This is a genomic window from Mycobacterium barrassiae (assembly GCF_025822765.1).
GTDB lineage: Bacteria > Actinomycetota > Actinomycetes > Mycobacteriales > Mycobacteriaceae > Mycobacterium > Mycobacterium barrassiae.
This window is the reverse complement of sequence record NZ_JACKUK010000025.1, coordinates 259592-282039: the sequence shown is the minus strand read 5'-3', so window position 1 is coordinate 282039 and position 22448 is coordinate 259592. Positions and strand designations below refer to the sequence as shown.

The following is a 22448-nucleotide window of genomic DNA, read 5'->3' as shown; positions in this document are numbered from 1 at the left end:
GGTGGGCACCAAGGAGCAGCGCGACGGCGTCGACCTCACCAATCTCGATGAGCCGCTGACTCCCGATGCCGGGGCGACCAAGCGCGACCTCGTCGACTATCTGGACGCTGTCTCCGACCGGATGCTGCCCGCCCTCGCCGACCGGCCGCTGACCGTGCTGCGGGTCCTGCGCGGTCGCGACCCCTTCATGCAGAAGAACGTCCCGAAGTACACGCCGGACTGGATCGCCACCACGACGATGTGGGCCGAAGCCTCCCACCGCGAGGTGCGATATGCGCTGTGCAACGACCGGCGCACGCTGCTGTGGCTGGCCAACCAGCGGGCCGTCGAATATCACCCGACGCTGGGGCTCAGCGGTGACATCTACCGACCCACCCACCTGGTGCTCGATCTGGATCCGCCGGGCGACGACTTCGCCAAGGTGGTGGCGGTCGCCCACCTGGTTCGTCAGGCGCTGACCGACAGCGGATTAGACGGTGTGGTGAAAACCAGCGGCGCCAAGGGGCTGCACATCTTCGTCCCGATCGACTCCAGTGATCAAGCCGCACCAGTCGACGACGTGGCGGCCGCGACCCGCGCCCTCGCGGCCCGGGCGGAGGCCATCGATCCGGGCATCGCCACCACGGCGTTCATCGTCGAGGACCGCCGCGGCAAGGTGTTCGTCGACGCCACCCGCGCAGGCGGAGCCACCGTCGCCGCGGCCTACAGTCCGCGGCTGCGCCCGGGCACTCCGGTGTCGTTTCCGCTCGAGTGGGCCGAACTCGACTCGATCAGGCCTACCGACTTCACGGTCCGCACGGCGATCGACGCACTCGACGGCAGGCCGAGCTGGACGGAGTCGATGCCGCCGGCCCAGCGGCTGCCCGCCGACCTGATCGAACAAGGCCGCGCGATTCCCGTCGCACGGGTGGCCGCGATGCACGAAGGCAAGCGACGGGCCAAGGCGCGACGGGAATCGTCGTAGGGCGAGCCGGGTTCGGCGAATACGGCGGCGGGTATTAACGTCGATCGCACCGACGATGGAGGTGCACGTGGCCGGACAAATACCCTTCGTGGACTACCTGGTGCTGGACGGCGACGAGCCCCACCTGGTCGCCCAGGAATGCACGAAATGCGGGGCCAGGTTCTTCGACCGTCGCAACGCGTGCGCCGGTTGCTTCGCCACCGACTTCACGACTGTGCCGATCGCTACCGAGGGCACGGTGCGTGCATTTACGATCGTCGCCTTCGCGGCACCGGGTATCCCCGTTCCTTTCGTCGCCGCGGTCGTGGACTGCGACGGGACCCGAGTTCGCGCCAACCTCATCAACGTCGAGCCCGATGCCGAACACGTCCGCGACGGCATGAAGGTGCGACTCGTCACCCAGCCGATCGGGACCGATTCCGAGGGCACCGAGGCGATCGGCTTTGCCTTCGAGCCCGTCGGCTGACCCGCAGACCACCATCCCTCTGACGAAGGAGCTTCAACGATGAGCGCAAGCGACGAGGTCTGGATCCTCGGCATTCAGATGACCAAGTTCGGCAAGCACCCCGATCTGGACTCCGTCGATTTGGCGGCAGAAGCGGCCATGGGAGCCCTTTCGGACGCCGGCGTCACGATGGCGGATATCGGTGTGCTCGCCGCGGGCAACCTCATGAACGCCAGTGCCGGTATCGGACAACAGCTTCAGAAGCAGATCGGTCAGACCGGTATTCCCGTGTACAACGTCGCCAACGCCTGCGCGACCGGTGCCACCGCGCTGCGCACCGCCATCATGGCGGTGAAGGCAGGCGAAGTGGACTACGGGCTGGCCGTCGGCGTCGAGAAGCTCTCCGGTGCAGGTCTGCTCGGCGGAGGCGGCACGAAAAAGAAGGACGCCGACACGTGGACCCCTGCCGGTCGGTACGGCGCAGTCGCTCCAATCGACGGCCGGATCGGCACCGAGACCATGCCCGGCGTGTTCGCCCAGATCGGCATGGAGTACGGCCATAAGTACGGCGGCACCAGCTTCGAGCTGTTCGCCAAGATCAGCGAAAAGAACCACGCCCACTCCACCCTGAATCCGCTTGCGTCCTACCAGAAGCGGTTCACCCTGGAACAGATCATGAACGACGTCATGATCGCCTATCCCAACACCCGTCCGATGTGCTCGGCCAACTGTGACGGTGCCGCCGCTGCCGTCGTGTGCAACGGCGAGACGCTGAAGTCTCTGTCGCTCGAACAGCGTCGTCGTGCGGTCAAGGTGTCGGCGTCGGTGCTGACCACCGACCCCTACGAGGAGGGCTGCCAGGTCCTGCCGAATGTCAACACGCTGACCCGCAAGGCCGCCTCCATCGCCTACGACCAGGCCGGTGTCGGCCCCAAGGACCTCGATCTCGTCGAGTTGCACGACTGCTTCGCGACGGCCGAGCTGGTGCATTACGACAACCTGATGCTCTGTGAAGAGGGCGGGGCCGCAGACTTCTTCAACTCGGGTGCCACGTGGCGCGACGGCTCGACACCGGTGAACGTGTCGGGCGGGTTGGAGTCGAAGGGGCATCCGATCGCGGCCACCGGCATCGCCAACGTCTGGGAGATCTGCCACCACCTCCGCGGTGAGGCGGGCGACCGGCAGATCGCGAACGCGAAGGTCGGCCTCGCACACGTCATCGGGCTGGGTTCCGCCTGTGGGGTTCACATCCTGGAGAAATCGGCCGCCTGAGCGGTATCCGCGCACGCTCATCCATGGGGATACACACCTGGGGCAACATAGGTTTCGCCGACGGTCTGCCGATCCTGTTTGACTGGCAGGTCGCCTCGTGCGGGCCGGCCGTCAAGGACCTCGCCTATTTCGCCGCCACGTCAATCGATTCGGACACCCGCCAAGCCATCGACACCGACCTGGTGCGCACATACGTGGACACCCTCAACGCAGACGGCACGACCCGCCTCACCTTCGGCGACGCGCGGGACTCATACCGGCTCTTCGCGTTCACCGCCTTCATCGCTGCGGGCATCACAGCAGCTTTCGGCCGTCGCCTCCAAGGCGAAGCGACCACCCGAGCGGGTCTCGATCGAGCTGTGCAAGCGCTTCGCGACTTCGATTCGGTTGCGCTGCTTCGCGATCGGCTCGCCTAGGGAGGCCGTCGGCTCTACTTCGTCCCGTCTACTCCGTCGAAGACCTGAATGGTGTAATCAAATGATCTGGGCGTCACGCCCATTTGGCGCCCGAATGGATGGTCGAGCCAAAAGATGAGGAATAGCAGCAGGCCAAGCAGGATCGCGATGGCGCTCGACAGAATCATGTGATTGCGCCGACTGTCCAGTCGACTGAACCCGATCAACCCGATCAACAGCACGCCGCCGAAGAGTAGACCTGTCCACAGCAGGCCGGGTATTCGCGGTATTGCGTCCAATATACGAGTATTACGTTGCGCTGTAAGAACATTGAGCTGATCGCGGATCTCCGCGTTGATCGGGTTGTCGACTGTAGGAGGACCGTGCTGGCTACCGAGCGCGCGGTACATTTCGGTGATCGCGGCTCGCGCGTCTGCGCTTGCAGCATCACTGCCCTGGTTGTCCCATTCAGCTTTCACGGATGTGGTGTAGACGCGCAACAGCGTGCGCATCTTCTCTTGTTCCGGCGGAGCCAGACTGATCGTCTGCCGGTACATCGTGGCCAGCGTGGAGGACTCATCGGTCACGTTCGTCTCCGCTGAAGAGAATTGCTCCCATGCGACGACAACGGTGAATCCCAACAAAGCGCCGTACACTAGGGCGACTGTGGTCACGAACGACGACAAGGAACCTGTCTCCCCCTTACCGCCCGGCCGGTAGACCGTCTTGTCAGCGAACAAGACGAAGCCGACCGCCAACAGGATTGAAACGGCGAGGACGACTGTTAGAAACAGCCACAACCCTGGGAGCCCCATTCCCCCCATCGCTCACCCGCCCTCATCGATGCAGCGCACTCGCGCTCTCGAATGTCTACCCCAACGGCATGTCTGGCATAGGCGCATTGCAGCGGTCACGAAAATCAGCTGCGGCCTGCCTGACCGCGCGGAGTTCGTCACGGACCTGTGGATGTGAGTCGAAATATGCCTCAATTTCAGCTGACATCTGCTCTCTCGGCTTGCCTTTGAGACCGGTGAAGAATGCGTTCACATCCGGATGGGTAAACAGGTAGGACGACGTTCCCGCGGATACGCCGGCCATGACTCCCGCAAGGTCGGCCGCCGTGCAGTTCGGCGGATCTGCGGCGGCGGTGGCCGCGGTGCCGATGAGCGCGGCGCCGACGACCACGCCGGCTCCGATCAGGTTGCGAACGAACATTTTCGGACTCCTTGTTTGATGGCTGACGAAATGGTGGCTGGTGTTCAGCGGCGGCCGCCCGGGCGGCCCGGTCGGCCGATATCGATACCACCCGGTGGATTCGGATTGATCCCGACAGGCGGTCTCGGATTGAGATATATGTCCATATCCCAGTCGTCGGCGCAGTACCACGGGTCGGCGCAATACGAGGGATAGACGGGTCCGGAAACCGGGCCTGATCCCCCGCGAACGTCGCCCTGAGCACACACTGTGGCGGCTCCGGAGCTGGTGCAGTCCGCCACTGCCGGTGATGCAACCATCACCCCCGCCGGCATCAGTACCGCGGCGAGTCCGAATGTCATGTAGCAAGCTCTGATGCGCATAGCCGCCCCTCACCTCGAAGTGGCCGAAGTCGCGGTCGCGCGTCGGTCACGCTGCTGATTCCTGACCGAGCGCAGCATAGGCCGCAACGCTTATATGGAGGGCAGGAATTGCAACCTTGGGGCCGAACGAATTCGCTCAGCGGACAGGTTCCAGAGTCGATAGTTTGATAGGAGATGCGAAAATCTATGCTCTATTCCGGCTCGGTGAATACCGGCTTCTCTCCGGACATTCCGGCGACGACGGCCGCGAGCTGATTGGGCTTGCCGAGCAGCCCGGTCTGCAGTTCCGATTCGAGCTTCAGGGCGGCCGCGGGGTCGTTGCCCGCCCAGGTTTCCTCGTACAGACGCTTCGCGGCGCGGACGGCATCCGGGGATTTTTGCGCGATCTCCTCGGCCAGCGCCAGCGCCGCCGACATTGGATCTTCGTCCGTCCGCGTGACCAGCCCGAGTTGTGACGCCTCACTGCCCGAGACGATGCGACCGGTGAACGTCAGTTCCTTCGCGACGTCGATCGGCAGCAGCTTGGGCAGCGTGTGTGTGATGCCCATATCCGGCACCAGGCCCCACTTGATCTCCATGATGCTCAGCTTCGCGTCCGGCGCGGCGATCCGGATGTCGGCGCCGAGTGCGATCTGCAGACCACCCCCGAAGCAGTTGCCGTGAATCGCGGCGATGACGGGTGCGGGCACCAGCGACCAGTCGTAGGTCACGCGCTGGGCGAAGTTCGCGATCCGGGTGTCGTCCCTTTTCAAAAGGACGCCGGTGCCACCGGCGCCGGCCATGAAGCTCGCCACGTCCAACCCGGAGCAGAAGCTCTTGCCGTCGCCGTGCAAGACGACCGCGCGAACCGAGTTGTCGCCTGCCACCTGCTCGGCGGCGTCCACCAGGCCCTGGAACATCGCCTGGTCGAGCGCATTGTGTTTATCGGTGCGCACCATCGTCACCGTGGCCACGCCGTTGTCGCCGACGTGCACCCGAACCCTGTCTTCGCTCACGGGTCGCAATCTACCGACCCGTCAAGCCATCAGAGACCGGGCAGGCAGTTGATGAGCGGGATGCACGGCGGCGGTGGGGGTGCCGGCGGACCGGGAGGCTGCCCCTGAATGATCACCGGTTCGGTCAGTGGTGCGTTGGGGTCGAAGTAGAAGGTGTGGCAGACGGTCGGGTCCCAGTCCGGTATCGGCGCCATGCCCGACCCTGGGCACCACAGCTGTCCACAGACGCCGTTGGCGTCGCAGGTGCCGGGAGGACCCTCGGGCGGGGCGCACGGCGGTGTGTTCGCGTTCGCCGGTTCGCAGAACGGTGTGGCGGAGGCTGTGCCGGTTGGCACCAGCACGCCGGCGACACTGAAACACGCGGTCGCCAATGCGGTGACGAGGGCTCTGCGCATACCAGGGCTCCGTTTCTAGGGACAGGTCGATTCGGCCCAGTACACAGCGTCGCGTCGCTTACCGATCCCAAGTAGAAGATCTCAGGAGGGTGGGCGGCGCGCGAATTCGGGTGCGCGCTCGGGCCGCACGCCGACGCCGACGAGGTACGCGGGCACCACCGCGAGCGCGGGTAGACGGGTGAGAATCGCCCCGAGCCCACGCGCTACGAACTCCGGCGGATCCGGCACGACGCCGCCAAGCAGGACGCGCCGCATCGCGCGGTGCAGGAGCCGCTGGACTCCCTGGGTGATGACGGCGGGCAGCTTGCGGCGCTCTTGCACCTTCGCGAGGTCCTCTTCGGTTACCCGGCGCGTGAGCAGCGGTTCGGCGAGGATCTCGGCAGCGGCGACCGCATCGGCGACGGCCAGGTTGATACCGACACCGCCAACGGGCGACATGGCGTGGGCGGCGTCGCCGATGCACAGCAGTCCGGGCTTGTACCACTGATGCAGTCGGTTGACCCGGACGTCGAGAACCTTCACGTCATCCCAGGATTGGATGCTGTCGACCGACGCTTCGGGCACCAGCTCGGCGATCTGGGACTTAAAGCTGTCGAGCCCACGGGCCTGCAACTGCGGCTCACCGCCCTTGGGCAGGAACGCACCCACCTGGAAGTAGCCTTCGCGCGGAATCAGCGCCAGCGCCTGCCCTCTTGAAAGACGTGGGGTCAGTTGATATTTGATGTTCTCCTTGGCGTCCAGACGGAACCAGGCAACGTCGAACGGTACCGGGAAGTCGCGTGGCACCATGCCGGCATCACGTCGTACCAGCGAGGTGCGACCGTCGCAGGCGACCGTCAGATCGGCGCGCAATTCTCCGAACCCGTCGGGCCCGCGATAGCGCACACCCGCGATCTTCCCGCCATCCCGGAGTAGCCCGGTGACCTCGGTCTGCATCCGCAGGGTGAACGTCGACTCGGCTTGCCCAGCCTCGGCCAGCAAGTTGAGCAGATCCCATTGCGGCACCAAAGCCAGGACCGGGTGCGGTTCACTCAACCGACGGAAGTCGACGACCGTCACCATGCGCCCGCCGATGGTGAACTCGGCCTTGTGGATCTCGCTGTGGGTCAACGCCTTGAACCGCTCGTAGAGGCCGAGCTCGTCGAGCAGGGTGAGCGTCACGGGATGGACAGTGTCGCCGCGGAAGTCGCGAAGGAAGTCCGCGTGCTTCTCGAACACGGTGACCTCGACTCCGGCGCGCGCCAGTAACAGGCCGAGCACCATTCCGGCCGGACCGCCGCCGACGATTGCACAAGTGGTCGACTGTGTCGGCGTCATGGCCCTGTCTCCTACGCGGTCCTCTTCGCGGTCCTCTTCGCGTCGTCGAAGTACACGCGACGACCCTCGACGGTACAACCCAGCATGAGCGGTGCAGGGCAGCCACTGCTGTGAGCGAGCTATGAACTAGCCAAATTGTGTTCGGTCTGACCGGTCAGAACGTCGGTAGTCGTTGGCCGCACGGTCGCCGGCCAGCTGTGGGAGGCCACCGCCACCGGCCAGGCGCTCGACGGCCCCGTCACCCCGGCGATTTCACAGTTCAACGCCGTCGCGCCGAACCAGGCTGCCTACCGTGTGCTGTGGCAGGTCGCGAGCCCGGTCAACATCAGTGGCGCGACGATTCGTCGGGGGCGCAGTCGACCGGCAAGATCCACTTCGACGTGATGAACAACGGCATGGAAGACCTGATGATCTGGACGCCGTGAGCCGACGCTTGTTCAAAAATTGTGGAGCTAAGGGGAATCGAACCCCTGACCTACTCGATGCGAACGAGTCGCGCTACCAACTGCGCCATAGCCCCTGATACCGGTAGCACAGGCTACCAGCCGTGACCCGCGGGTCGAAACCGCGAGGCTACTGGCCCGCGGCGCGCGGCAGATCGAAGTGGCGCGCGAACGGTGCGTAGTCCAGGTGCTCGAAGATCGGATCCTCGTCATCGATCTCCAGCACGACCGAACCCGGCCGCCGCAGCCGCGAGGGCACCACGTCGAACTCCCTGTCGTCGGTGTTCTCCACCCCGAGCCGCGACCGGGCGATGCGCTGCGCCCGACGGCGCCGCAGGCGCTCCTCGATACGGGTCTGACGCCGCAGGTAGGCCAGGTAGAACAGGGTCATCGCGCTGACCGCAGCACTGACCCACCACATGGTCGGGGTCACCGTGTACGCCGTGGCAACCGAGGCGATCACCAAGATCGCCATGACCGTCAACACGCGCTTGCGAAACTTGTACTTACGGGCGCTGACCGCCGCGCCGGTCTTCGATTCGTACCGGCGTCTGCGGGCTGCGCTCAAGGAGTCAGCCAGCTCCAGGTCGGACTCCGACGGCGTCTCCAGCCCGGACGAATCGGCCACGTACTCGTACTCGTCCTCGGAGCCGTCGGGCTCGGGTTCGGCCTCCGGTTCGTCGGCTTCCTCGGCTTCCATTGCGATGGGCTCCGCGTCGGCTTCCTCTCCGAAATCGAGTGCCAGCTCATCGGTTTCAGCGGCGGCGCGGGCGGACTCACCGATGGGCAACGCGCCGGAGGGTTCTTCGACCACGTCCACGTCGAGGTAGCCCGGATCGTCGTCCTGTTCGATGTCGAGGCCCGCGACCCGCACGACCGAGCGGCGCGCCGGTTCCTCGGCGGGGTCGTCGTCGAGATCGTCATCGAGGTCTTCGTCGGATGGCCGCCAGTCGGGATCGCTCGCGTGGCCAGCCGCCGGCGCCTTGCGCCGCAGCAGTCGCGCTCTGCCGTCGTTGAGAACCCGCGTCGCCAATGCGACGTCGCTGGTGCGCCGGACCGCGTCGCGCTTGCTGATCAGCATCGGAACGAGCACGAACAGCCACAACACGACGAGAGAGATCCACAGGAGGGATTGGGGGAGGCTTGGCATGTCGCCGGCTCCTTTCCCCGTTAAGGCTAGGTCTGTGACCTGCGCATCCGTGGACGGCGCGCCGAGACAATTACACACCTGTAATTCGTTGCTGACAAGCACCAAAAGTCACATGTGTCACTTTTGTAACAGTTGGGTCTCTGCGGCGAGCAGACACAAAGTGACCAGACACGCCGGAGAAGTGGTGAACTCTGCGTCTGTTCGCGCAGGGTCAGGACCAGCTGGCGTGGCCCGCGCGCACCAGGGCGGACGCCGCCGAGCCGTGAAGTTCCTCGATGGTGATGGCCACCAGCAGGTGGTCGCGCCACGCGCCGTCTACCTCGAGGTAGCGCCGCAGCAAACCCTCCTCGCGAAAGCCAACCTTTGCCAGCACGGCGCGGCTCGCCGCGTTTTCCGGACGCACCGTCGCCTCGACCCGATGCAGCCGCACCGCGCTGAAGCAGTGGTCCACCCCCAGCGCCAACGCGGCCGTCGCGACACCTCCACCCGTCGCGGAGGTCGCCACCCAGTACCCGATCCACGCCGAGCGCAGCGCGCCGTGCGTGACGTTTCCGATCGTCAGCTGACCGACGAACTCCCCGTCGAGCTCGATCACATAGGGCAGCATCCGCCCCTTACGCGCCTCCGACCGCAACCCGGAGCACACCGACGGCCATGCCGTAATAGCGTGGCGCGCTTCCCAATCCACACCGTTGGACGGCTCCCATGGCTCCAGGTGAGCCCGATCGGCCAACCTGATGCGGCTCCACTGGGCCCCGTCGCGCAGACGAACCGGACGAAGTTTCACCGCGCCGGCAGGCACCCGCAGCGCACCGGCAGGGGCGGGCCATCCCGGATGCATCGAAGTGTTACGCCACAGGTTCATGACGGTAGCCCCGGAGTCGATCAGCCGCGCTGAGCCAGGAATGCCACGTCGACGATCTCGCCCGTGCGGATCTGTTCGGCCTCGCTGGGAACGACCACCAAACAGTTTGCCTCGGCCAGTGTCGCGAGCAGATGCGACGGCGCGCCCGGCGCACCACCGAGCGCCTGCACCAGGTATTCGCCGGTGTCCTGGTCGCGCATCAGCTGTCCGCGCAGGAAGCCCTTGCGACCCGCCACCGACGTGATCGGCGAGAGGGTGCGCGCCTGCACGATCCTCCGGTGGGCCTGCCGTTTGCCCAGCGAAAGCCGGATCAGCGGGCGCACCATCACCTCGAAAACCACCAGCGCGCTGACCGGATTCGCCGGCAACAGGAACACCGGCACACCGTCGCGGCCCAACTGTCCGAACCCCTGCACCGAGCCGGGATGCATGGCGATGCGCGCCACTTCCATCTCGCCGAGCTTCGAAAGCACCGCCCGCACACCCTCGGCGGCCGCACCGCCGACCGCGCCGGCGATCACCACCACCTCAGCCCGGTTGAGCTGTCCCTCGACGACGTCGCGCAGCGTCTTGGGATCCGTGTCGACGATTCCGACCCGGTTCACCTCCGCGCCCGCGTCACGTCCCGCCGCGGCGAGCGCATACGAGTTGACGTCGTAGACCTGTCCGTTGCCCGGCGTGCGGGAGATGTCGACGAGTTCGCCGCCCACGCTCAGCACCGACAACCGTGGCTTCGGGTGGACCAGCACGCGCTCCCGGCCGACCGCCGCCAGCAGTCCCACCTGGGCGGGCCCGATGATCGCTCCCGCCCGCACCGCCACGTCGCCGGGTTGAACGTCGTCGCCGGTTCTGCGGACATAGGCGCCGGAGCGCACCCCGCGCAGCACCCTTACTCGGGAATCCCCGCCGTCGGTCCACCGCAGTGGAAGCACCGCGTCGGCGAGTGTCGGCATCGGCGCGCCCGTCTGGACCCGCGCGGCCTGGCGCGGCTGCAGGCGGCTGGGGGTGCGGGCGCCGGCCTCGATCGACCCGATCACCGGCAGGCTCACCTCACCATTGGGGCCGTCGCCCGATTCGCCGTCGTCTGAGTCGTCGTCACCGGTGCCCACGCCGAGCACGTCCACGCTGCGCACGGCATAACCGTCGATGGCGGCCTGATCGAATCCCGGCAGCGGGCGTTCGGTGACCACCTCTTCGGCGCACATGAGGCCTTGCGCCTCGGCGATCGCCACCCGGACCGGTCTTGGGGCCACCGCGGCAGCCGCTACCCGAGCCTGCTGCTCCTCCACCGACCGCACAACACGCCTTTCTAGGTGTCGGGGCGATCGTTGCGTGTCAGCAATCGACCAGCCCTAAGCGCTCCACCAACCACCGCCGCAACTCGGGCCCGTAGTCGTCGCGCTCCAACGCAAAGTCAACCGCAGCCTTGAGGTACCCGCCGGGATTTCCGAGGTCGTGTCGAGCACCGCGATGCACGACGACGTGAACCGGATGACCCTCGTTGATCAGCAGAGCGATCGCGTCGGTCAGTTGGATCTCACCGCCGGCACCTCGCGGAACCCGCTTCAGCGCATCGAAGATCGCGCGGTCGAGCACGTAACGTCCTGCGGCGGCATAGGGCGACGGCGCGTCCTCGGCCTTCGGCTTCTCGTACATGCCCTTGACCCTCATCACGTTCGGATTGTTGGTGTCGGCAACGGGTTCGACGTCGAATACGCCGTAGGCGCTGATCTCCTCGGGAGGCACCTCAAAGGCGCACAGCACCGAACCGCCGCGCTTGGCACGGACTTTCGACATCGTCTCCAGCACGCCCGTGGGCAGCACGAGGTCGTCGGGCAACAACACCGCGATCGCATCGTCCTCGGGTGTCAGGACACTTTCGACGCAGCCGACCGCGTGGCCGAGACCCAGAGGCTGGGCCTGCACCACCGACTCGACCTTGATGAGCTCCGCGGCCCGGCGCACCTTCTCCAGCATCACGTGCTTGCCGCGCGCCTTCAGCGTGCCCTCGAGGACGAGGTCCTCGACGAAATGTGCGACCACGCTGTCCTTGCCTTCGGACGTCACGATGACGAGCCGTTCGGCGCCCGCCTCCGCTGCCTCCGCGGCCACCAGTTCGATTCCCGGTGTATCCACGACGGGCAGCAGTTCTTTCGGCACCGTCTTCGTGGCAGGCAGGAATCGCGTTCCCAGACCTGCCGCAGGAACGACAGCGGTACGCGGAATTGGTACCTCAGCCCGTGTCATCGTTCACACATTAGTGTCCCTGTGGCGGCACAACGTCCCGAGGCCCCGGTGTTTGGAGGCAGTGCAGTGCAGCGATCGAAGGCCGAACTACGGACAGCGATTCTGGCGGCTCGCCGCGCGCTGACACCGCACGAACATGACGCCGAGGCGCAGGCGCTCGTCGGCCATCTCTCGGCGTTGATCACCGACGTCCAAACCGTCTGCGCCTATGTGCCGGTCGGCTCCGAGCCCGGCTCCCCTGAACTCATCGATGAGCTTCATCGGCGTGGGATTCGGGCGCTGCTGCCAATCGCGCGCGGCGACAGCGCGGGTAACCCGCAGCCGTTGCAGTGGGGCGAGTACCGGCCCGGCGAACTCGTCGACGCGCCTTACGGATTACGCGAGCCCGCGCCGCCGTGGCTGGGCGCCGGAGCGGTGGCCGAGGCCTCGGTGATCCTCGTTCCCGCGCTCGCCGTCGATCGCACGGGCGTACGACTGGGTCGCGGCGCGGGCTTCTACGATCGGTCCCTTGCGCTGGCGGATGCGGCGGCCCGCCTGATCGCGATCGTGCGCGACGACGAACTCGTCGACCACCTGCCCGCAGAACGGCACGATGTGCCCATGACCCACGCGCTGACCCCGCACGGCGGACTTGTAAGTCTCGGCTAGCCGTTTGGTGGCTACTCGACGACAACCCTCTGTTCAATCTCGAGCCTAGGGCGCGAAACTCAGAGTCTGCTGACTGTGGGTCCCGGCTCTCGGGATCAGACGGCCGGTTCAGTACCGGGTTCGCCGACTGGGTCCGCCGCTGGCTCGGTCGACGGCGATGACCGTTTCCGGCTGAGCTTGTCGGGCAGTTCAGCGACCCTTTCCCAGGGGACGAACGCGAGGTACAGCACGAAGATCGCCAGGCTGTGGAAACCGACGCTCATGGTGATCATGATCGCCAGGTGCAATGCGACGCCTGCGGCGAGAACCCAGGGCCGGCACCGCCGGTTCCAGACCAGAATCGCGACCGCGAGCTCGATCAGAATCGTGCCCCAGGTTGCGGCATTGGACAGTAATGCGTTGCCCGTCAACCATTCCGGCGCCATGTGCAGCGGCCATGCCCGCCATGAATACGACGCCGCAGAGCCGTCCAGCCATGCTTCGCCGGCCAGCTTTGCCTGCACATTCACCAGGTAGATCACCGACAGCTGAACCTGCAGCAGTCGGATGACCCACGGTGCTCGCGTCTGCGCCGACCAGAATGAGCCGGTCCGTCGGCGCTGATCGAGCGAGACGGCCGCCCCGCACGAGGACAGCGCCAAGAACAAGGCCTCGATGCTCATCAACGCATCGCCGCCGTTGAAGGCCCAGCGGTCGCGTTGGATGAACGACTGGATCAGGACGAACACGAGGATCGCGGCGAGCCTGCTGTGCCAGCCGACGGCCAGCGCGAGCGCCGCCAGCAGAAGGACGACCCAGCCGATCAGCAGGGCTCGGTCGCTGCTGAAGAACTCGAAGACGCCCCATTGGTACGCCCAATGCGTGGGCTCCGGCGCGACGCCGCTCTCGCCGAACAGGTTGTAGAGGTCCGGCAGGAGCGCCAGCGCCCACGCCACGGTCAACGCGCCGAACGCCATTCGGACGAGTCCGAGCGTGTGGGCGGGTTGCGGGGCGAACCAGAACGCGCGCCAGGCGTCGATGGCCGCCGCGATCCCCGATCGCTGCGGGCGGGTCGAATCCGTCATCGTTGTCCTGTGAGGTCTTCCTGGTAGAGGACCTTCATTGCGGTCGCTCCTCGAGTGCTCTCTCCGGGTGGGGGCAGGTTCTGGACGCGCAGCACCATGGCGACTTGGATGGGACGCTCGTTTGACTCGGCGACCTCATGGGCGGCCCAGCGCGCGATCCCGGGTCGTATCTCCGGCTTGGTCACCGCGAGGCTGGCCAACCGCATCCAACGGGCGTACGCGAATCCACCCGTCGCACGGTCGCGTTCGGGGATGGTCCACACACGGATCGTGCCGTCGTCCATCAACACCTGGACCTCGACCGTCTCCGTCCGCTTGGGAACGTCCGGGGCGAACAGCGCGAACTGCTGGTTGAGGTAGGCGGCCGTCGCAACCCGATCGACCACCGGTGCGAGAGCGCGCTTGATCGGCGAATCGGGCATGTTGAAGGCCACCGTGACGCCGATGATCGCGGTGACGACAGCGCTGATCACGACCTGGCCTACGGGAGAGCCCTCGAACCGCTCTTGCAGTGACGAAAGCTGCCCGAAACGTCGGCGGAGGCTGCCCTCCTGCCCGTCCCGATCAGTCATCACCACCGCCGTTCCTGAGCTCGAAAAATTCCACAAACCATAACTCAGACGCGCATTGACCGCGGCCCTGAGCGGGCGGGCGGAGAAGGTGTAGCGGGGCGGCAATGGCCGGGAATGACCGAGCCCACATAGCGGTTCTAGCACTTGAGCCGGTAGAGTGCTAAGAAGTTTGACGACCTCGGAGGTTTTCGTGCCCACGTATTCGTATGCATGTACCGAATGCGGCGATCGGTTCGATCAGGTGCAGGCGTTCACCGATGACGCGCTGACGACCTGCCTCAAGTGCAATGGTCGGCTACGCAAGCTGTTCGGCAACGTCGGAGTGGTCTTCAAGGGCAGCGGTTTCTACCGCAACGACAGCCGTGAGGCGGGCAAGAGTTCGACGTCCAGCTCGTCATCGAACGGGTCCTCGAACGGCAGCTCGGACTCCTCTTCCTCGTCGTCGGACAAAGCGTCGTCGTCCAGCTCGTCCAGCGACTCGAGCTCCAGCTCCACGAGTTCGGCCCCGGCCGCAGCGGCATCGAGCTAGTTATCCACAGGCGCGTCGTCACCCGGCGCCACCACCCTCGCCGGCTGCCTAGTTTGGCGGTATGGGGGAATCGCTCGATCCGTCGGTACTGACTCGGATAGCTGACCGCTTACGGCCGGATTGGTCACGCACCGTGGCGGCGCGACGGGTCGCCGCAGGCGCTCTCGTCATCCTGGCCGCCGTCGCGGCACTTCGACCCGATCCCACGCACGACCGGACCGACATCGTCGTCGCCGCCCGCGATCTGGCACCCGGCATCGAACTGAGCGTCGACGACGTGCGGCTCGAAACCCATACGGCGACAACAGTTCCCGACGGTTCACAGACAGATCTCGCGTCGGTGGTTGGCGCGACGCTAGCCGGTCCGGCCCGCCGCGGAGAAGCACTCACCGACGTTCGACTGCTGGGTCCTCGACTCGCCGAATCGACCGCCGGCCCCGATGCCCGCATCGTTCCGCTTCACCTCGAGGACACGGCTCTGCTCGACTTGATTCGCCCCGGCGACGTGGTCGACGTGCTGGGTGCCGGATCCGACGCCGGAGGGGACACCGACGCGACGCCACAGGTCATGGCCACCGATGCCGTGGTGGTTTTGGTGTCACAGAAACCGGCGGGTGCGGGCAGCGGAGGTGACCGGGTGGTGCTCGTCGCCCTGCCCGGTCACGAGGCCAACAAGGTCGCGGGTGCGGCGCTGGTGCAGACCGTCACGCTGACCTTCCACTGAACAGGTCAGGGCTGTGGCGGGGGCAGCGGCGTTGTGGTCGGAATAGCAGGTGAGCCGTGTTCGATCACGTCGAGGACCATGTCCGCCAGTTCGTCGGTGGTCGATCCGGGCCCCGGCGGCGGATCCGGCTGCGCGCTCGCCACGCCCGTAGCGCCCGCCGCGAGGCCGATCAGCACTGCCGCCACCGCCGCGAACAGCCACCGCATCGCAAACCCCTTCCTGGTGCACAGTTTCTGCACGCAAGCTAACACCGGACTCCACGTACCGCAGGGTTGACCGGACTAACGTCGATAGCTGTCAGATTGCCGTACGGATAGGGAGGGATGTACACGCATGTTGAAGGGTTTCAAGGAGTTTCTCGCCCGGGGCAACATCGTCGACCTATCGGTCGCGGTGGTCATCGGTACCGCGTTCACGGCTCTGGTCACCAAGTTCACCGACAGCATCATCCAACCGCTCATCAACCGGATCGGCGCAGGCGGGGAATCGGACTACGGCATCCTGCGCATCAACATCGGGGGCGACCAGACCATCGACCTGAACGTATTGCTCTCGGCGGCCATCAATTTCATCCTCGTCGCTGCTGTCGTCTACTTCCTGGTCGTGGTGCCCTACAACAGGCTGCGCAAGAAGGGCGAAGTCGAACAGGCCCAGGACACCGAACTGTCGCTGCTCACCGAGATCCGCAACATCCTGGCCGAAACGCCGGGGCGCGGCACCGATACGGCGAAGACCACAAGCAACGACCCAACCTGAGCGACATACGCAAAGCAGCCCCCGGATGGTTCCGGGGGCTGCTTTGTTGCTCTCGGGAGAGTGCTAGTTCATGTTCCAGGGCTCGCCGTAGGTGGTGACGCTGTCACCGGCCGACGAGATGAGCCGGGCGAACGGACGCAGCAGCACACCACCGGCAGCACCGGTCACCGTGCCATGTGCGTTCGACACCGCGACACCGCCCTGCGGGCCTGCCACGTCCACCGAGAAGGTGGCGACTTCCTGGATACCGGGGCCGTTGCCGAGGTCGGCGCTGATCGACACACCGGGGAACAGGTTCGGCGTGATGATCGAGCCCAGCGGCGCGAAGCCGACACCGACCGTCGGGCCGAGCGGGCTACCGATCGGAGCGGTGACGTCCGGGAAGATCGACGCGTCGTCGAGCAGGATGTTGGGGGTCGTGTAGCTGAAGTTGATGCCCACACCCAGCGACCACGGGAAGCCGATCTGGTAGCCGAGTTCCAGGGTGCCTTCGAACTCGTCGGCGCCGGGGCCGGCCACGATGTACTTGGCGCGGCCGCTGTGGAACCACTCACGGGTCAGCCGGTTGCGGTCCAGCGGGAACACACCATTGAGGAAGGTGTCCCACTGCTGAATGGTCAGCGTCCGGTCTTGGCCGTCAATGAGGCTCAGCTCATTGTCCAGCCCAGCGTGAGAGGTGCCAGTGCTCACGAACAGAGACGCGATGGCCGCTACCACCGCAATCAGCACCCGACTGAATACCTTCATGATCTCCCTAGCGATGTCGACAGCTACCCGACCGGGCTCACTGTGTCCTGTTGTTGTTCGTGCCTGGCACACGTGGCCAACGACTCGAAAGAAAGAGCCTTCATGAGAGGCAAATGAGAGTTCTCACATGCAGGTCTTAGGTCTTACTCATCGTTGACGCGAGGAACATAACGGTCGGGCACCAACCCGGCAACGCGAGAATCGCATTTGGTCAGGCGAGTGTTACCCGAAACACCACTTTGCCCACTTGCGTCACGTGTGCAACGCGTCCACAGCGGGGTCTTTGCGGGATATTCGACCGCCTGTTTCGGCTTTGCCGCCCCACAACGGGGGGTATCAGCTCAGTCGGGGTTACCGGGGTCGGGGCTTACGGCAAAGCAGCAGGTCACTGATGATGCGGCGGAGTGTTCTCGCGCAACCACCGGTCGTGCGCAGACTCCTCGGAGCCAGCGTTTTCAGGGTCGTCAATACTCTTCGGCGCTAGCTCGTCTCCGAAGATTTTGCTCACCGCATCGCGCGGGCGCTCCGACCGGTCTGACATCGCCTTCCTCACAGTGTGACGAAGGTCACACTTCACAGCCTAGCCTCAGCTAGGTCTTAGATCTCGAGGCTGGAGAGCTGCCCAATGATCTGAATGGCCAGCGGGCTAAGCGTCGCCATGCCGTCGCGCACCGCTGCACGCGAGCCGGCGAGGTTGACAACCAGAGTGCTGCCGGAGATCCCGGCGAGGCCACGCGATACCCCGGCGTCGGCGATGCCGGCCGACAAACCCGACGCGCGCAACGCCTCCGCGATGCCGAGCAGCTCGCGATCGAGCAGATCGACGGTCGCCTCCGGCGTGACATCTCGCGGGGTCACACCCGTTCCGCCGACCGAAACGACCAGGTCGACACCGCCGATCACCGCTGTGTTCAGTGCGTTGCGGATCTCGACCTCATCGGCGGAGACGACGACCACGCCGTCGACGACGAACCCCGCCTCCCCGAGCAGTTCAGTGACCAACGGACCACTGTGGTCCTCCTCGTCACCGTGTGCGGTGCGGTCGTCGACAACAACGACCAGTGCGCGGCCCACCAACTCCCCTGGCTGTTCCATGACGCCAACCGTATATCCAGGCAGAGACAGCGGCGCGGCCACTCTCAGGGTCGCCGGCCCGGAAGTCGACGGAGGCGTCACTGCTGGGCCTTCCCGAGGGTGACCTCCACGGTCTGCGGCTTACCCGACTGATCGAGATAGGTCAGCGTGAGCTTGTCCCCGGGGGCCCTGGACCGGACCGCCGCGACGAGGGCGTCGGCACTGTTGATCACGCGGTCGTCGACCTTTGTCACCACCACACCGCTGGGCAGTCCCGCCGCCGCGGCGGCACCGCCGCCGGTGACCTCGACGATTCGCGCGCCGTCGGTGTTCGCGTCGTTACCCACCTGGACACCGAGCGAGGCGTGCGAGGCGGTGCCGTTGTTGATCAGTTCGTCCGCGATCCGCTTGGCCTGGTCGACGGGGATGGCGAAGCCCAGGCCGATCGAGCCACCCTGGCCCTCCCCGGCAGCGTCACCGCCCAGCGTGGCGATGGCCGAGTTGATGCCGACCAGCTCGCCGTTCATGTTGACCAGCGCTCCGCCGGAGTTACCGGGGTTGATCGCGGCGTCGGTCTGGATCGCGTCGAGCACGGTGTTCTGGTTGCGGATGTCGCCACCCGCGGCCACCGGCCGGTTCAGCGCACTGATGATGCCCGTGGTGACGGTGCCCTCCAGGCCCAGCGGCGACCCGATGGCGACGACATCCTGGCCCACCCGCAGGTTGGCCGATGATCCGACGGTGATCGGGGTCAGACCCGTCACTCCTTTGGCGCGCACCACCGCGATGTCACTGCTGGGGTCGGTGCCGACCACGGTGAACGCTGCGCTGCGGCCGTCGGCGAAGGTCACCTTGGTCTTGGCGCCCGCACCGCCCGGCGCGGCGGGCCCACCCGGCCCGGCGGGGCCATCCTGGGCGGCGGTCACGACGTGGTTGTTGGTCAAGATGAGGCCGTCCGACGACAGGATCACCCCGGAGCCCTCCTCCGATTGCCTGCCGAGGTCCACCTCGAGCTTGACGACGCTGGGCACGACCTTCGCGGCGACCTGCTCCACCGAACCGGCGGGCAGGCTGGCGACGGGTACGCCGGGCGCTGCGCCGTTGAGGGTCGATGTCGCGCTCGGCTGGTCGGGCTGTGCGAGCAGTGCGACACCCCCGCCGATACCTGCGGAAACGACGGCTATCGCGAGCGCACCCGCGATCAAACCTCCAGCGCGAGAACGCTTTTGGGGCGGCATCGGAACTTGCGCATAGCCAGCTGTCGCAGGGGACGGGGCACCGCGGTACGGGTCGTAGGGGGCGCGGAACGTCTGCTGCGGCTGCTGCTGGGTCTGATACCGCCAGTCATACGGCTGCCCGTACGGGTCGGGCCGCTGCCCACCCGGGTACCCGGGTGGGGTGTGCTCGGGAACGCCGGGCCGACGACCCGGGGGCGGTGGCGGCGAATACCTCGGGTGGTTGGTCATCTCGCTGCGGTGTTCTTCCTGTTGTAGTCCGGCAAATAGAACAACGGCGTTCGCACCGTCAAAGTTGCCTAAGCGGGCTGAGAATCCACTTAGAGAACTTTCGGGACCCGCACAGATTTGCTTCCCCCATCGGTCCCTGGCTAATCATTGTCGGCGCTGACCACGGGCAAGTCCACGCCCGTGCCCGCGTGTCGCTCCGTGTCAGACAACGGCCGGCCGGGCAACACCATGTGAATCGCGGTGCCCGGCGGCTGTGCACCGGGGTCGGCGTACTCGACGCGTAGCGCGCCGCCGTGTTTGAGGACAACCTGTTTCACGATCGCCAGGCCGAGTCCCGAACCCGGCATCGCGCGTGCGGATTCCGAACGGAAGAACCGCTCGAACACGAATCGCCGTTCCTCGGGCGGGATACCGGGCCCCTGATCCGTCACGACAATCTCGGCGTGGCCCGCATCGACCTGTTCCAGTCGCACGCCTACCCGTCCACCGGGCGGGCTCCACTTGGCGGCGTTGTCCAGCACATTGAGGACCGCACGGCCCAGTCCGCTGCTGTCACCGTAGACCTGCCACGGCACCACGGCGACGTCGAAGTCAATGTCGTTGCGGCGACGCCGAACTCGCTCCAGAGAGCGGTCGATGATCTCGGTCATGTCGACGGGTTCGTGGATGACGACACCCGCCTCGTCGCGGGTCAGATCGACGAGATCGCCAACGAGGGTGGACAGTTCTTCGATCTGAGCGATGACGTCGGTCCGTAGACCCTCCATCTCGTCCTCGGGCAGTCGTGGGGCGCCGGGAGCCATCGATGCCATCAGCAGTTCGACGTTGGTGCGCAACGACGTCAGCGGCGTGCGCAGTTCGTGGCCGGCGTCCGTCACGAGTCTTGCTTGACGCTCGCGCGATTCGGCCAGCGCGCGCAGCATCATGTTGAAAGCCTCAGTGAGACGGGCGAGTTCGTCGCTGCCGTAGACAGGGATGGGTCGCAGGTCGTCGGTGCGGGCCACCCGCTCCGCAGCTTCGGTGAGCCGCGCCACCGGGCGAAGCCCCGCCCGGGCGACAGCGCCGCCCGCCATCGCGGCCACCACCACCCCGACCCCGCCGACGATGAGCAGAACCGTGCCGAGCCGTTTCAGCAACTGATCGGTCGGCACCAGGCTCTTGGAGATCAGCAGCGAACTTCCGTTGGACAGGTGCAGCGCGAGCACCCGCTGCTTGTCGACCGACCGCTTCGACATCCACAGGTCGCCGCGGATGACGGCCTTCTCGGGATCACCCAGCGGCAGGGTCTGGCCCTCCTGGTTGGCGGTGAAGATCGACCGGCCGGGATTCACCAGCATCGCGTTGACGTCGGAGTAGGCGGTGCCCTCGATCGCCTTACCGGGGTCGCTGGTCAACGAGCCGCTCTCGATCAGCAGCCTGGCCCGGCTGTGCAGCTGGTTGTCCATGTCGTCGTAGAGCGCGCGGGACACGACCGCGTACACGGCGACGGCCATCAGGACCACCACCATCGCCACCATCGACATCGCGAGCAGCATCACCCGCCAGCGAAGCGACAATGAACTCGCCGGCGGCGCCGAGGGCCGGGACTCGGGCGAGTAGTGCGGTGCCGACATCAGGGTGGGGTCTCGCGCAGCACATAACCCACCCCGCGCACGGTGTGGATCAGCCGCGGCTCTCCTTCCGCCTCGGTCTTGCGGCGCAGATACCCGACGTAGACCTCGAGGGCGTTGCCCGACGTGGGAAAGTCGAAGCCCCACACCTCCTCGAGGATGCGGCTGCGGGTGAGCACCCGTCGGGGGTTCGCGATGAGCATCTCGAGAAGCGCGAACTCGGTGCGGGTCAGGCTGATCGAGCGCTGCCCACGGGTCACCTCGCGGGTAACCGGATCGAGGGACAGGTCGGAGAACGTCATCGCGGGCGACTCCGCGCCGTCGTCGGGCGAGGTGCGCCGCAGCAGCGCGCGCATCCGGGCCAGCAGCTCCTCGAGCGCGAACGGTTTCGGCAGATAGTCGTCGGCACCCGCATCCAGCCCGGCGACCCGTTCGGAAACCGAATCGCGCGCGGTCAGCACGAGAATGGGCAGATCGTCGCCGGTGCTGCGGAGCTGACGGCAGACCTCGAGGCCGTCCAGCCGCGGCATCATCACATCGAGCACCAGGGCATCGGGGCGATCGCTGGCGATCAGTTCGAGGGCTTCGAGTCCGTCCTGGGCCAACTCGACCGAGTACCCGTTGAACGACAGCGAACGACGCAGCGATTCGCGCACAGCGCGGTCATCGTCGACGACAAGTATGCGCACAGCCACAGTGTCAACCCACTATCTGAGAGTGACCTGAGAGGCGCGCCGATGCGGGGGCACTCCCCCTGATCAGCGGCGGTCGAGATCGATCAGGCCGAGGCGCGCGGCCTTGAGCAGGCGGCGCGGCACCTTGTGCTGCTGGCCGGCGACGGTCACACCCACGAGCTCGGTGCGCTTGGCCTTCCACTGCGAACGCCGGCTACGGGTGTTCGCACGCGACATCCTGCGCTTGGGCACAGCCATGATCGAGATTCTCCTCTTGAGAAGTACTGAAGTCAGAGCCGCGCGAGGTGTCAGGCGTCGGCAATTGCCCTTCAGGATAGCCCGTGACCTGTATCTGCTCCAAAATGCACCGCGGGCGCCGGGCCGCGCCGCAGAATGCGCAGGCCGGAGGTTGCCGCGGCCCCGCACTTGAAACGGGGTCCTACCGTCGAGATTGCACCCAGGGTCGTTGTCGGCGGCGATTCACAACCCTGTCTGCACTATCGCGGCAATTGCGGCTAA

General features: G+C 66.1%; 27 protein-coding genes, 1 tRNA gene and 1 pseudogene. 9 read left to right on the top strand and 20 right to left on the bottom strand.

Annotated elements, in window-relative coordinates:
- The first annotated feature begins 1 nt into the window (after nucleotide 1).
- From H7J93_RS16060 to H7J93_RS16045, 4 genes are all read left to right on the top strand, one after another.
- Complete coding sequence (locus tag H7J93_RS16060) at nucleotides 2-964, top strand: DNA polymerase domain-containing protein (protein ID WP_267307293.1); 963 nt, start codon at nucleotides 2-4, stop codon at nucleotides 962-964.
- Between the two features lie 67 nt (nucleotides 965-1031).
- Nucleotides 1032-1430, top strand: a complete 399-nt coding sequence (locus H7J93_RS16055) for a Zn-ribbon domain-containing OB-fold protein (RefSeq protein WP_267307292.1) — start codon at nucleotides 1032-1034, stop codon at nucleotides 1428-1430.
- Between the two features lie 39 nt (nucleotides 1431-1469).
- A complete protein-coding gene (locus H7J93_RS16050; RefSeq protein WP_267307291.1) occupies nucleotides 1470-2681 on the top strand; it encodes a thiolase family protein in 1212 nt (403 codons plus the stop codon).
- Between the two features lie 23 nt (nucleotides 2682-2704).
- Nucleotides 2705-3097, top strand: coding sequence for an ecdysteroid 22-kinase family protein (locus H7J93_RS16045; RefSeq protein ID WP_267307290.1), 393 nt, complete (start codon nucleotides 2705-2707; stop codon nucleotides 3095-3097).
- A 14-nt stretch (nucleotides 3098-3111) separates the two neighbouring features.
- Here the strand turns inward: H7J93_RS16045 and H7J93_RS16040 are convergent, their stop codons facing one another.
- The 6 genes from H7J93_RS16040 to H7J93_RS16015 all read right to left on the bottom strand — a co-directional run bounded on the left by H7J93_RS16040 (nucleotide 3112) and on the right by H7J93_RS16015 (nucleotide 7360).
- Nucleotides 3112-3891, bottom strand: coding sequence for a bestrophin-like domain (locus H7J93_RS16040; protein WP_276022000.1), 780 nt, complete (start codon nucleotides 3889-3891; stop codon nucleotides 3112-3114).
- A gap of 55 nt (nucleotides 3892-3946) precedes the next feature.
- Complete coding sequence (locus H7J93_RS16035; RefSeq protein ID WP_267307288.1) at nucleotides 3947-4291, bottom strand: heme-binding protein; 345 nt, start codon at nucleotides 4289-4291, stop codon at nucleotides 3947-3949.
- A gap of 44 nt (nucleotides 4292-4335) precedes the next feature.
- Complete coding sequence (locus tag H7J93_RS16030; protein WP_267307287.1) at nucleotides 4336-4653, bottom strand: hypothetical protein; 318 nt, start codon at nucleotides 4651-4653, stop codon at nucleotides 4336-4338.
- 191 nt (nucleotides 4654-4844) lie between these two features.
- The gene (locus tag H7J93_RS16025) at nucleotides 4845-5648 is read right to left on the bottom strand and encodes a crotonase/enoyl-CoA hydratase family protein (RefSeq protein ID WP_267307286.1); all 804 of its coding nucleotides are present in this window, start codon (nucleotides 5646-5648) and stop codon (nucleotides 4845-4847) included.
- A gap of 29 nt (nucleotides 5649-5677) precedes the next feature.
- The gene (locus tag H7J93_RS16020) at nucleotides 5678-6043 is read right to left on the bottom strand and encodes a hypothetical protein (RefSeq protein ID WP_267307285.1); all 366 of its coding nucleotides are present in this window, start codon (nucleotides 6041-6043) and stop codon (nucleotides 5678-5680) included.
- A gap of 81 nt (nucleotides 6044-6124) precedes the next feature.
- A complete protein-coding gene (locus tag H7J93_RS16015; RefSeq protein ID WP_267307284.1) occupies nucleotides 6125-7360 on the bottom strand; it encodes an FAD-dependent oxidoreductase in 1236 nt (411 codons plus the stop codon).
- Nucleotides 7361-7519: 159 nt separating this feature from the next.
- Here H7J93_RS16015 and H7J93_RS16010 point away from each other — a divergent pair.
- A pseudogene (locus tag H7J93_RS16010) lies at nucleotides 7520-7785 on the top strand (DUF1942 domain-containing protein); the annotation flags it as partial.
- A gap of 22 nt (nucleotides 7786-7807) precedes the next feature.
- On the opposite strand, the gene H7J93_RS16005 reads toward H7J93_RS16010, so the two are convergent.
- From H7J93_RS16005 to H7J93_RS15985, 5 genes are all read right to left on the bottom strand, one after another.
- A tRNA-Ala gene (locus H7J93_RS16005) sits at nucleotides 7808-7880 on the bottom strand.
- A 53-nt stretch (nucleotides 7881-7933) separates the two neighbouring features.
- Nucleotides 7934-8953 (bottom strand): divisome protein SepX/GlpR, encoded by a 1020-nt coding sequence (gene sepX, locus H7J93_RS16000; protein WP_267307283.1) that lies wholly within the window; start codon nucleotides 8951-8953, stop codon nucleotides 7934-7936.
- A 211-nt stretch (nucleotides 8954-9164) separates the two neighbouring features.
- The gene (locus H7J93_RS15995) at nucleotides 9165-9818 is read right to left on the bottom strand and encodes a GNAT family N-acetyltransferase (protein ID WP_267307282.1); all 654 of its coding nucleotides are present in this window, start codon (nucleotides 9816-9818) and stop codon (nucleotides 9165-9167) included.
- A 20-nt stretch (nucleotides 9819-9838) separates the two neighbouring features.
- Complete coding sequence (glp, locus tag H7J93_RS15990) at nucleotides 9839-11116, bottom strand: molybdotransferase-like divisome protein Glp (protein ID WP_267307281.1); 1278 nt, start codon at nucleotides 11114-11116, stop codon at nucleotides 9839-9841.
- A gap of 37 nt (nucleotides 11117-11153) precedes the next feature.
- Nucleotides 11154-12065 carry a UTP--glucose-1-phosphate uridylyltransferase gene (locus tag H7J93_RS15985; RefSeq protein ID WP_267307280.1) on the bottom strand — a complete coding sequence of 304 codons (912 nt, stop codon included), beginning with the start codon at nucleotides 12063-12065 and terminating at the stop codon, nucleotides 11154-11156.
- A 66-nt stretch (nucleotides 12066-12131) separates the two neighbouring features.
- On the opposite strand from H7J93_RS15985, the gene H7J93_RS15980 reads away from it, so the two are divergent.
- On the top strand, nucleotides 12132-12713 hold the full coding sequence (locus H7J93_RS15980; protein WP_267307279.1) for a 5-formyltetrahydrofolate cyclo-ligase: 582 nt from the start codon (nucleotides 12132-12134) through the stop codon (nucleotides 12711-12713).
- A gap of 95 nt (nucleotides 12714-12808) precedes the next feature.
- Here the strand turns inward: H7J93_RS15980 and H7J93_RS15975 are convergent, their stop codons facing one another.
- The gene (locus H7J93_RS15975) at nucleotides 12809-13777 is read right to left on the bottom strand and encodes an HTTM domain-containing protein (RefSeq protein WP_267307278.1); all 969 of its coding nucleotides are present in this window, start codon (nucleotides 13775-13777) and stop codon (nucleotides 12809-12811) included.
- On the bottom strand, nucleotides 13774-14349 hold the full coding sequence (locus H7J93_RS15970; protein ID WP_267307277.1) for a hypothetical protein: 576 nt from the start codon (nucleotides 14347-14349) through the stop codon (nucleotides 13774-13776). Before H7J93_RS15970 ends, H7J93_RS15975 begins: the two co-directional genes overlap by 4 nt.
- 190 nt (nucleotides 14350-14539) lie before the next feature.
- Here H7J93_RS15970 and H7J93_RS15965 point away from each other — a divergent pair, with 190 nt between their 5' ends.
- Both H7J93_RS15965 and H7J93_RS15960 read left to right on the top strand, forming a co-directional pair.
- Nucleotides 14540-14878: an FmdB family zinc ribbon protein gene (locus H7J93_RS15965; protein ID WP_267307276.1), complete on the top strand. Its 339-nt coding sequence runs from the start codon at nucleotides 14540-14542 to the stop codon at nucleotides 14876-14878.
- Between the two features lie 61 nt (nucleotides 14879-14939).
- Nucleotides 14940-15602: an SAF domain-containing protein gene (locus H7J93_RS15960; RefSeq protein WP_267307275.1), complete on the top strand. Its 663-nt coding sequence runs from the start codon at nucleotides 14940-14942 to the stop codon at nucleotides 15600-15602.
- A 5-nt stretch (nucleotides 15603-15607) separates the two neighbouring features.
- Here H7J93_RS15960 and H7J93_RS15955 read toward each other — a convergent pair whose 3' ends face one another.
- A complete protein-coding gene (locus H7J93_RS15955; protein WP_267307274.1) occupies nucleotides 15608-15808 on the bottom strand; it encodes a hypothetical protein in 201 nt (66 codons plus the stop codon).
- A gap of 127 nt (nucleotides 15809-15935) precedes the next feature.
- On the opposite strand from H7J93_RS15955, the gene mscL reads away from it, so the two are divergent.
- Complete coding sequence (gene mscL, locus H7J93_RS15950) at nucleotides 15936-16358, top strand: large-conductance mechanosensitive channel protein MscL (RefSeq protein WP_267307273.1); 423 nt, start codon at nucleotides 15936-15938, stop codon at nucleotides 16356-16358.
- A 63-nt stretch (nucleotides 16359-16421) separates the two neighbouring features.
- Here mscL and mspA read toward each other — a convergent pair whose 3' ends face one another.
- The 6 genes from mspA to rpmF form a co-directional block, all read right to left on the bottom strand.
- Entirely contained in the window at nucleotides 16422-17105 is a 684-nt protein-coding gene (gene mspA / locus H7J93_RS15945) for a porin MspA (RefSeq protein WP_267307272.1), read from the bottom strand.
- Between the two features lie 597 nt (nucleotides 17106-17702).
- Entirely contained in the window at nucleotides 17703-18248 is a 546-nt protein-coding gene (locus tag H7J93_RS15940; protein ID WP_179968024.1) for a MogA/MoaB family molybdenum cofactor biosynthesis protein, read from the bottom strand.
- A 29-nt stretch (nucleotides 18249-18277) separates the two neighbouring features.
- Nucleotides 18278-19645: a S1C family serine protease gene (locus H7J93_RS15935; RefSeq protein WP_267307271.1), complete on the bottom strand. Its 1368-nt coding sequence runs from the start codon at nucleotides 19643-19645 to the stop codon at nucleotides 18278-18280.
- A 140-nt stretch (nucleotides 19646-19785) separates the two neighbouring features.
- On the bottom strand, nucleotides 19786-21258 hold the full coding sequence (locus tag H7J93_RS15930; protein ID WP_267307270.1) for a HAMP domain-containing sensor histidine kinase: 1473 nt from the start codon (nucleotides 21256-21258) through the stop codon (nucleotides 19786-19788).
- Nucleotides 21258-21944 carry a response regulator transcription factor gene (locus H7J93_RS15925; protein WP_267307269.1) on the bottom strand — a complete coding sequence of 229 codons (687 nt, stop codon included), beginning with the start codon at nucleotides 21942-21944 and terminating at the stop codon, nucleotides 21258-21260. The genes H7J93_RS15930 and H7J93_RS15925 overlap by 1 nt, the downstream gene beginning before the upstream one ends.
- Nucleotides 21945-22013: 69 nt before the next feature.
- Nucleotides 22014-22187, bottom strand: coding sequence for a 50S ribosomal protein L32 (rpmF, locus tag H7J93_RS15920; RefSeq protein ID WP_066978450.1), 174 nt, complete (start codon nucleotides 22185-22187; stop codon nucleotides 22014-22016).
- Between the last annotated feature and the right edge of the window lie 261 nt (nucleotides 22188-22448).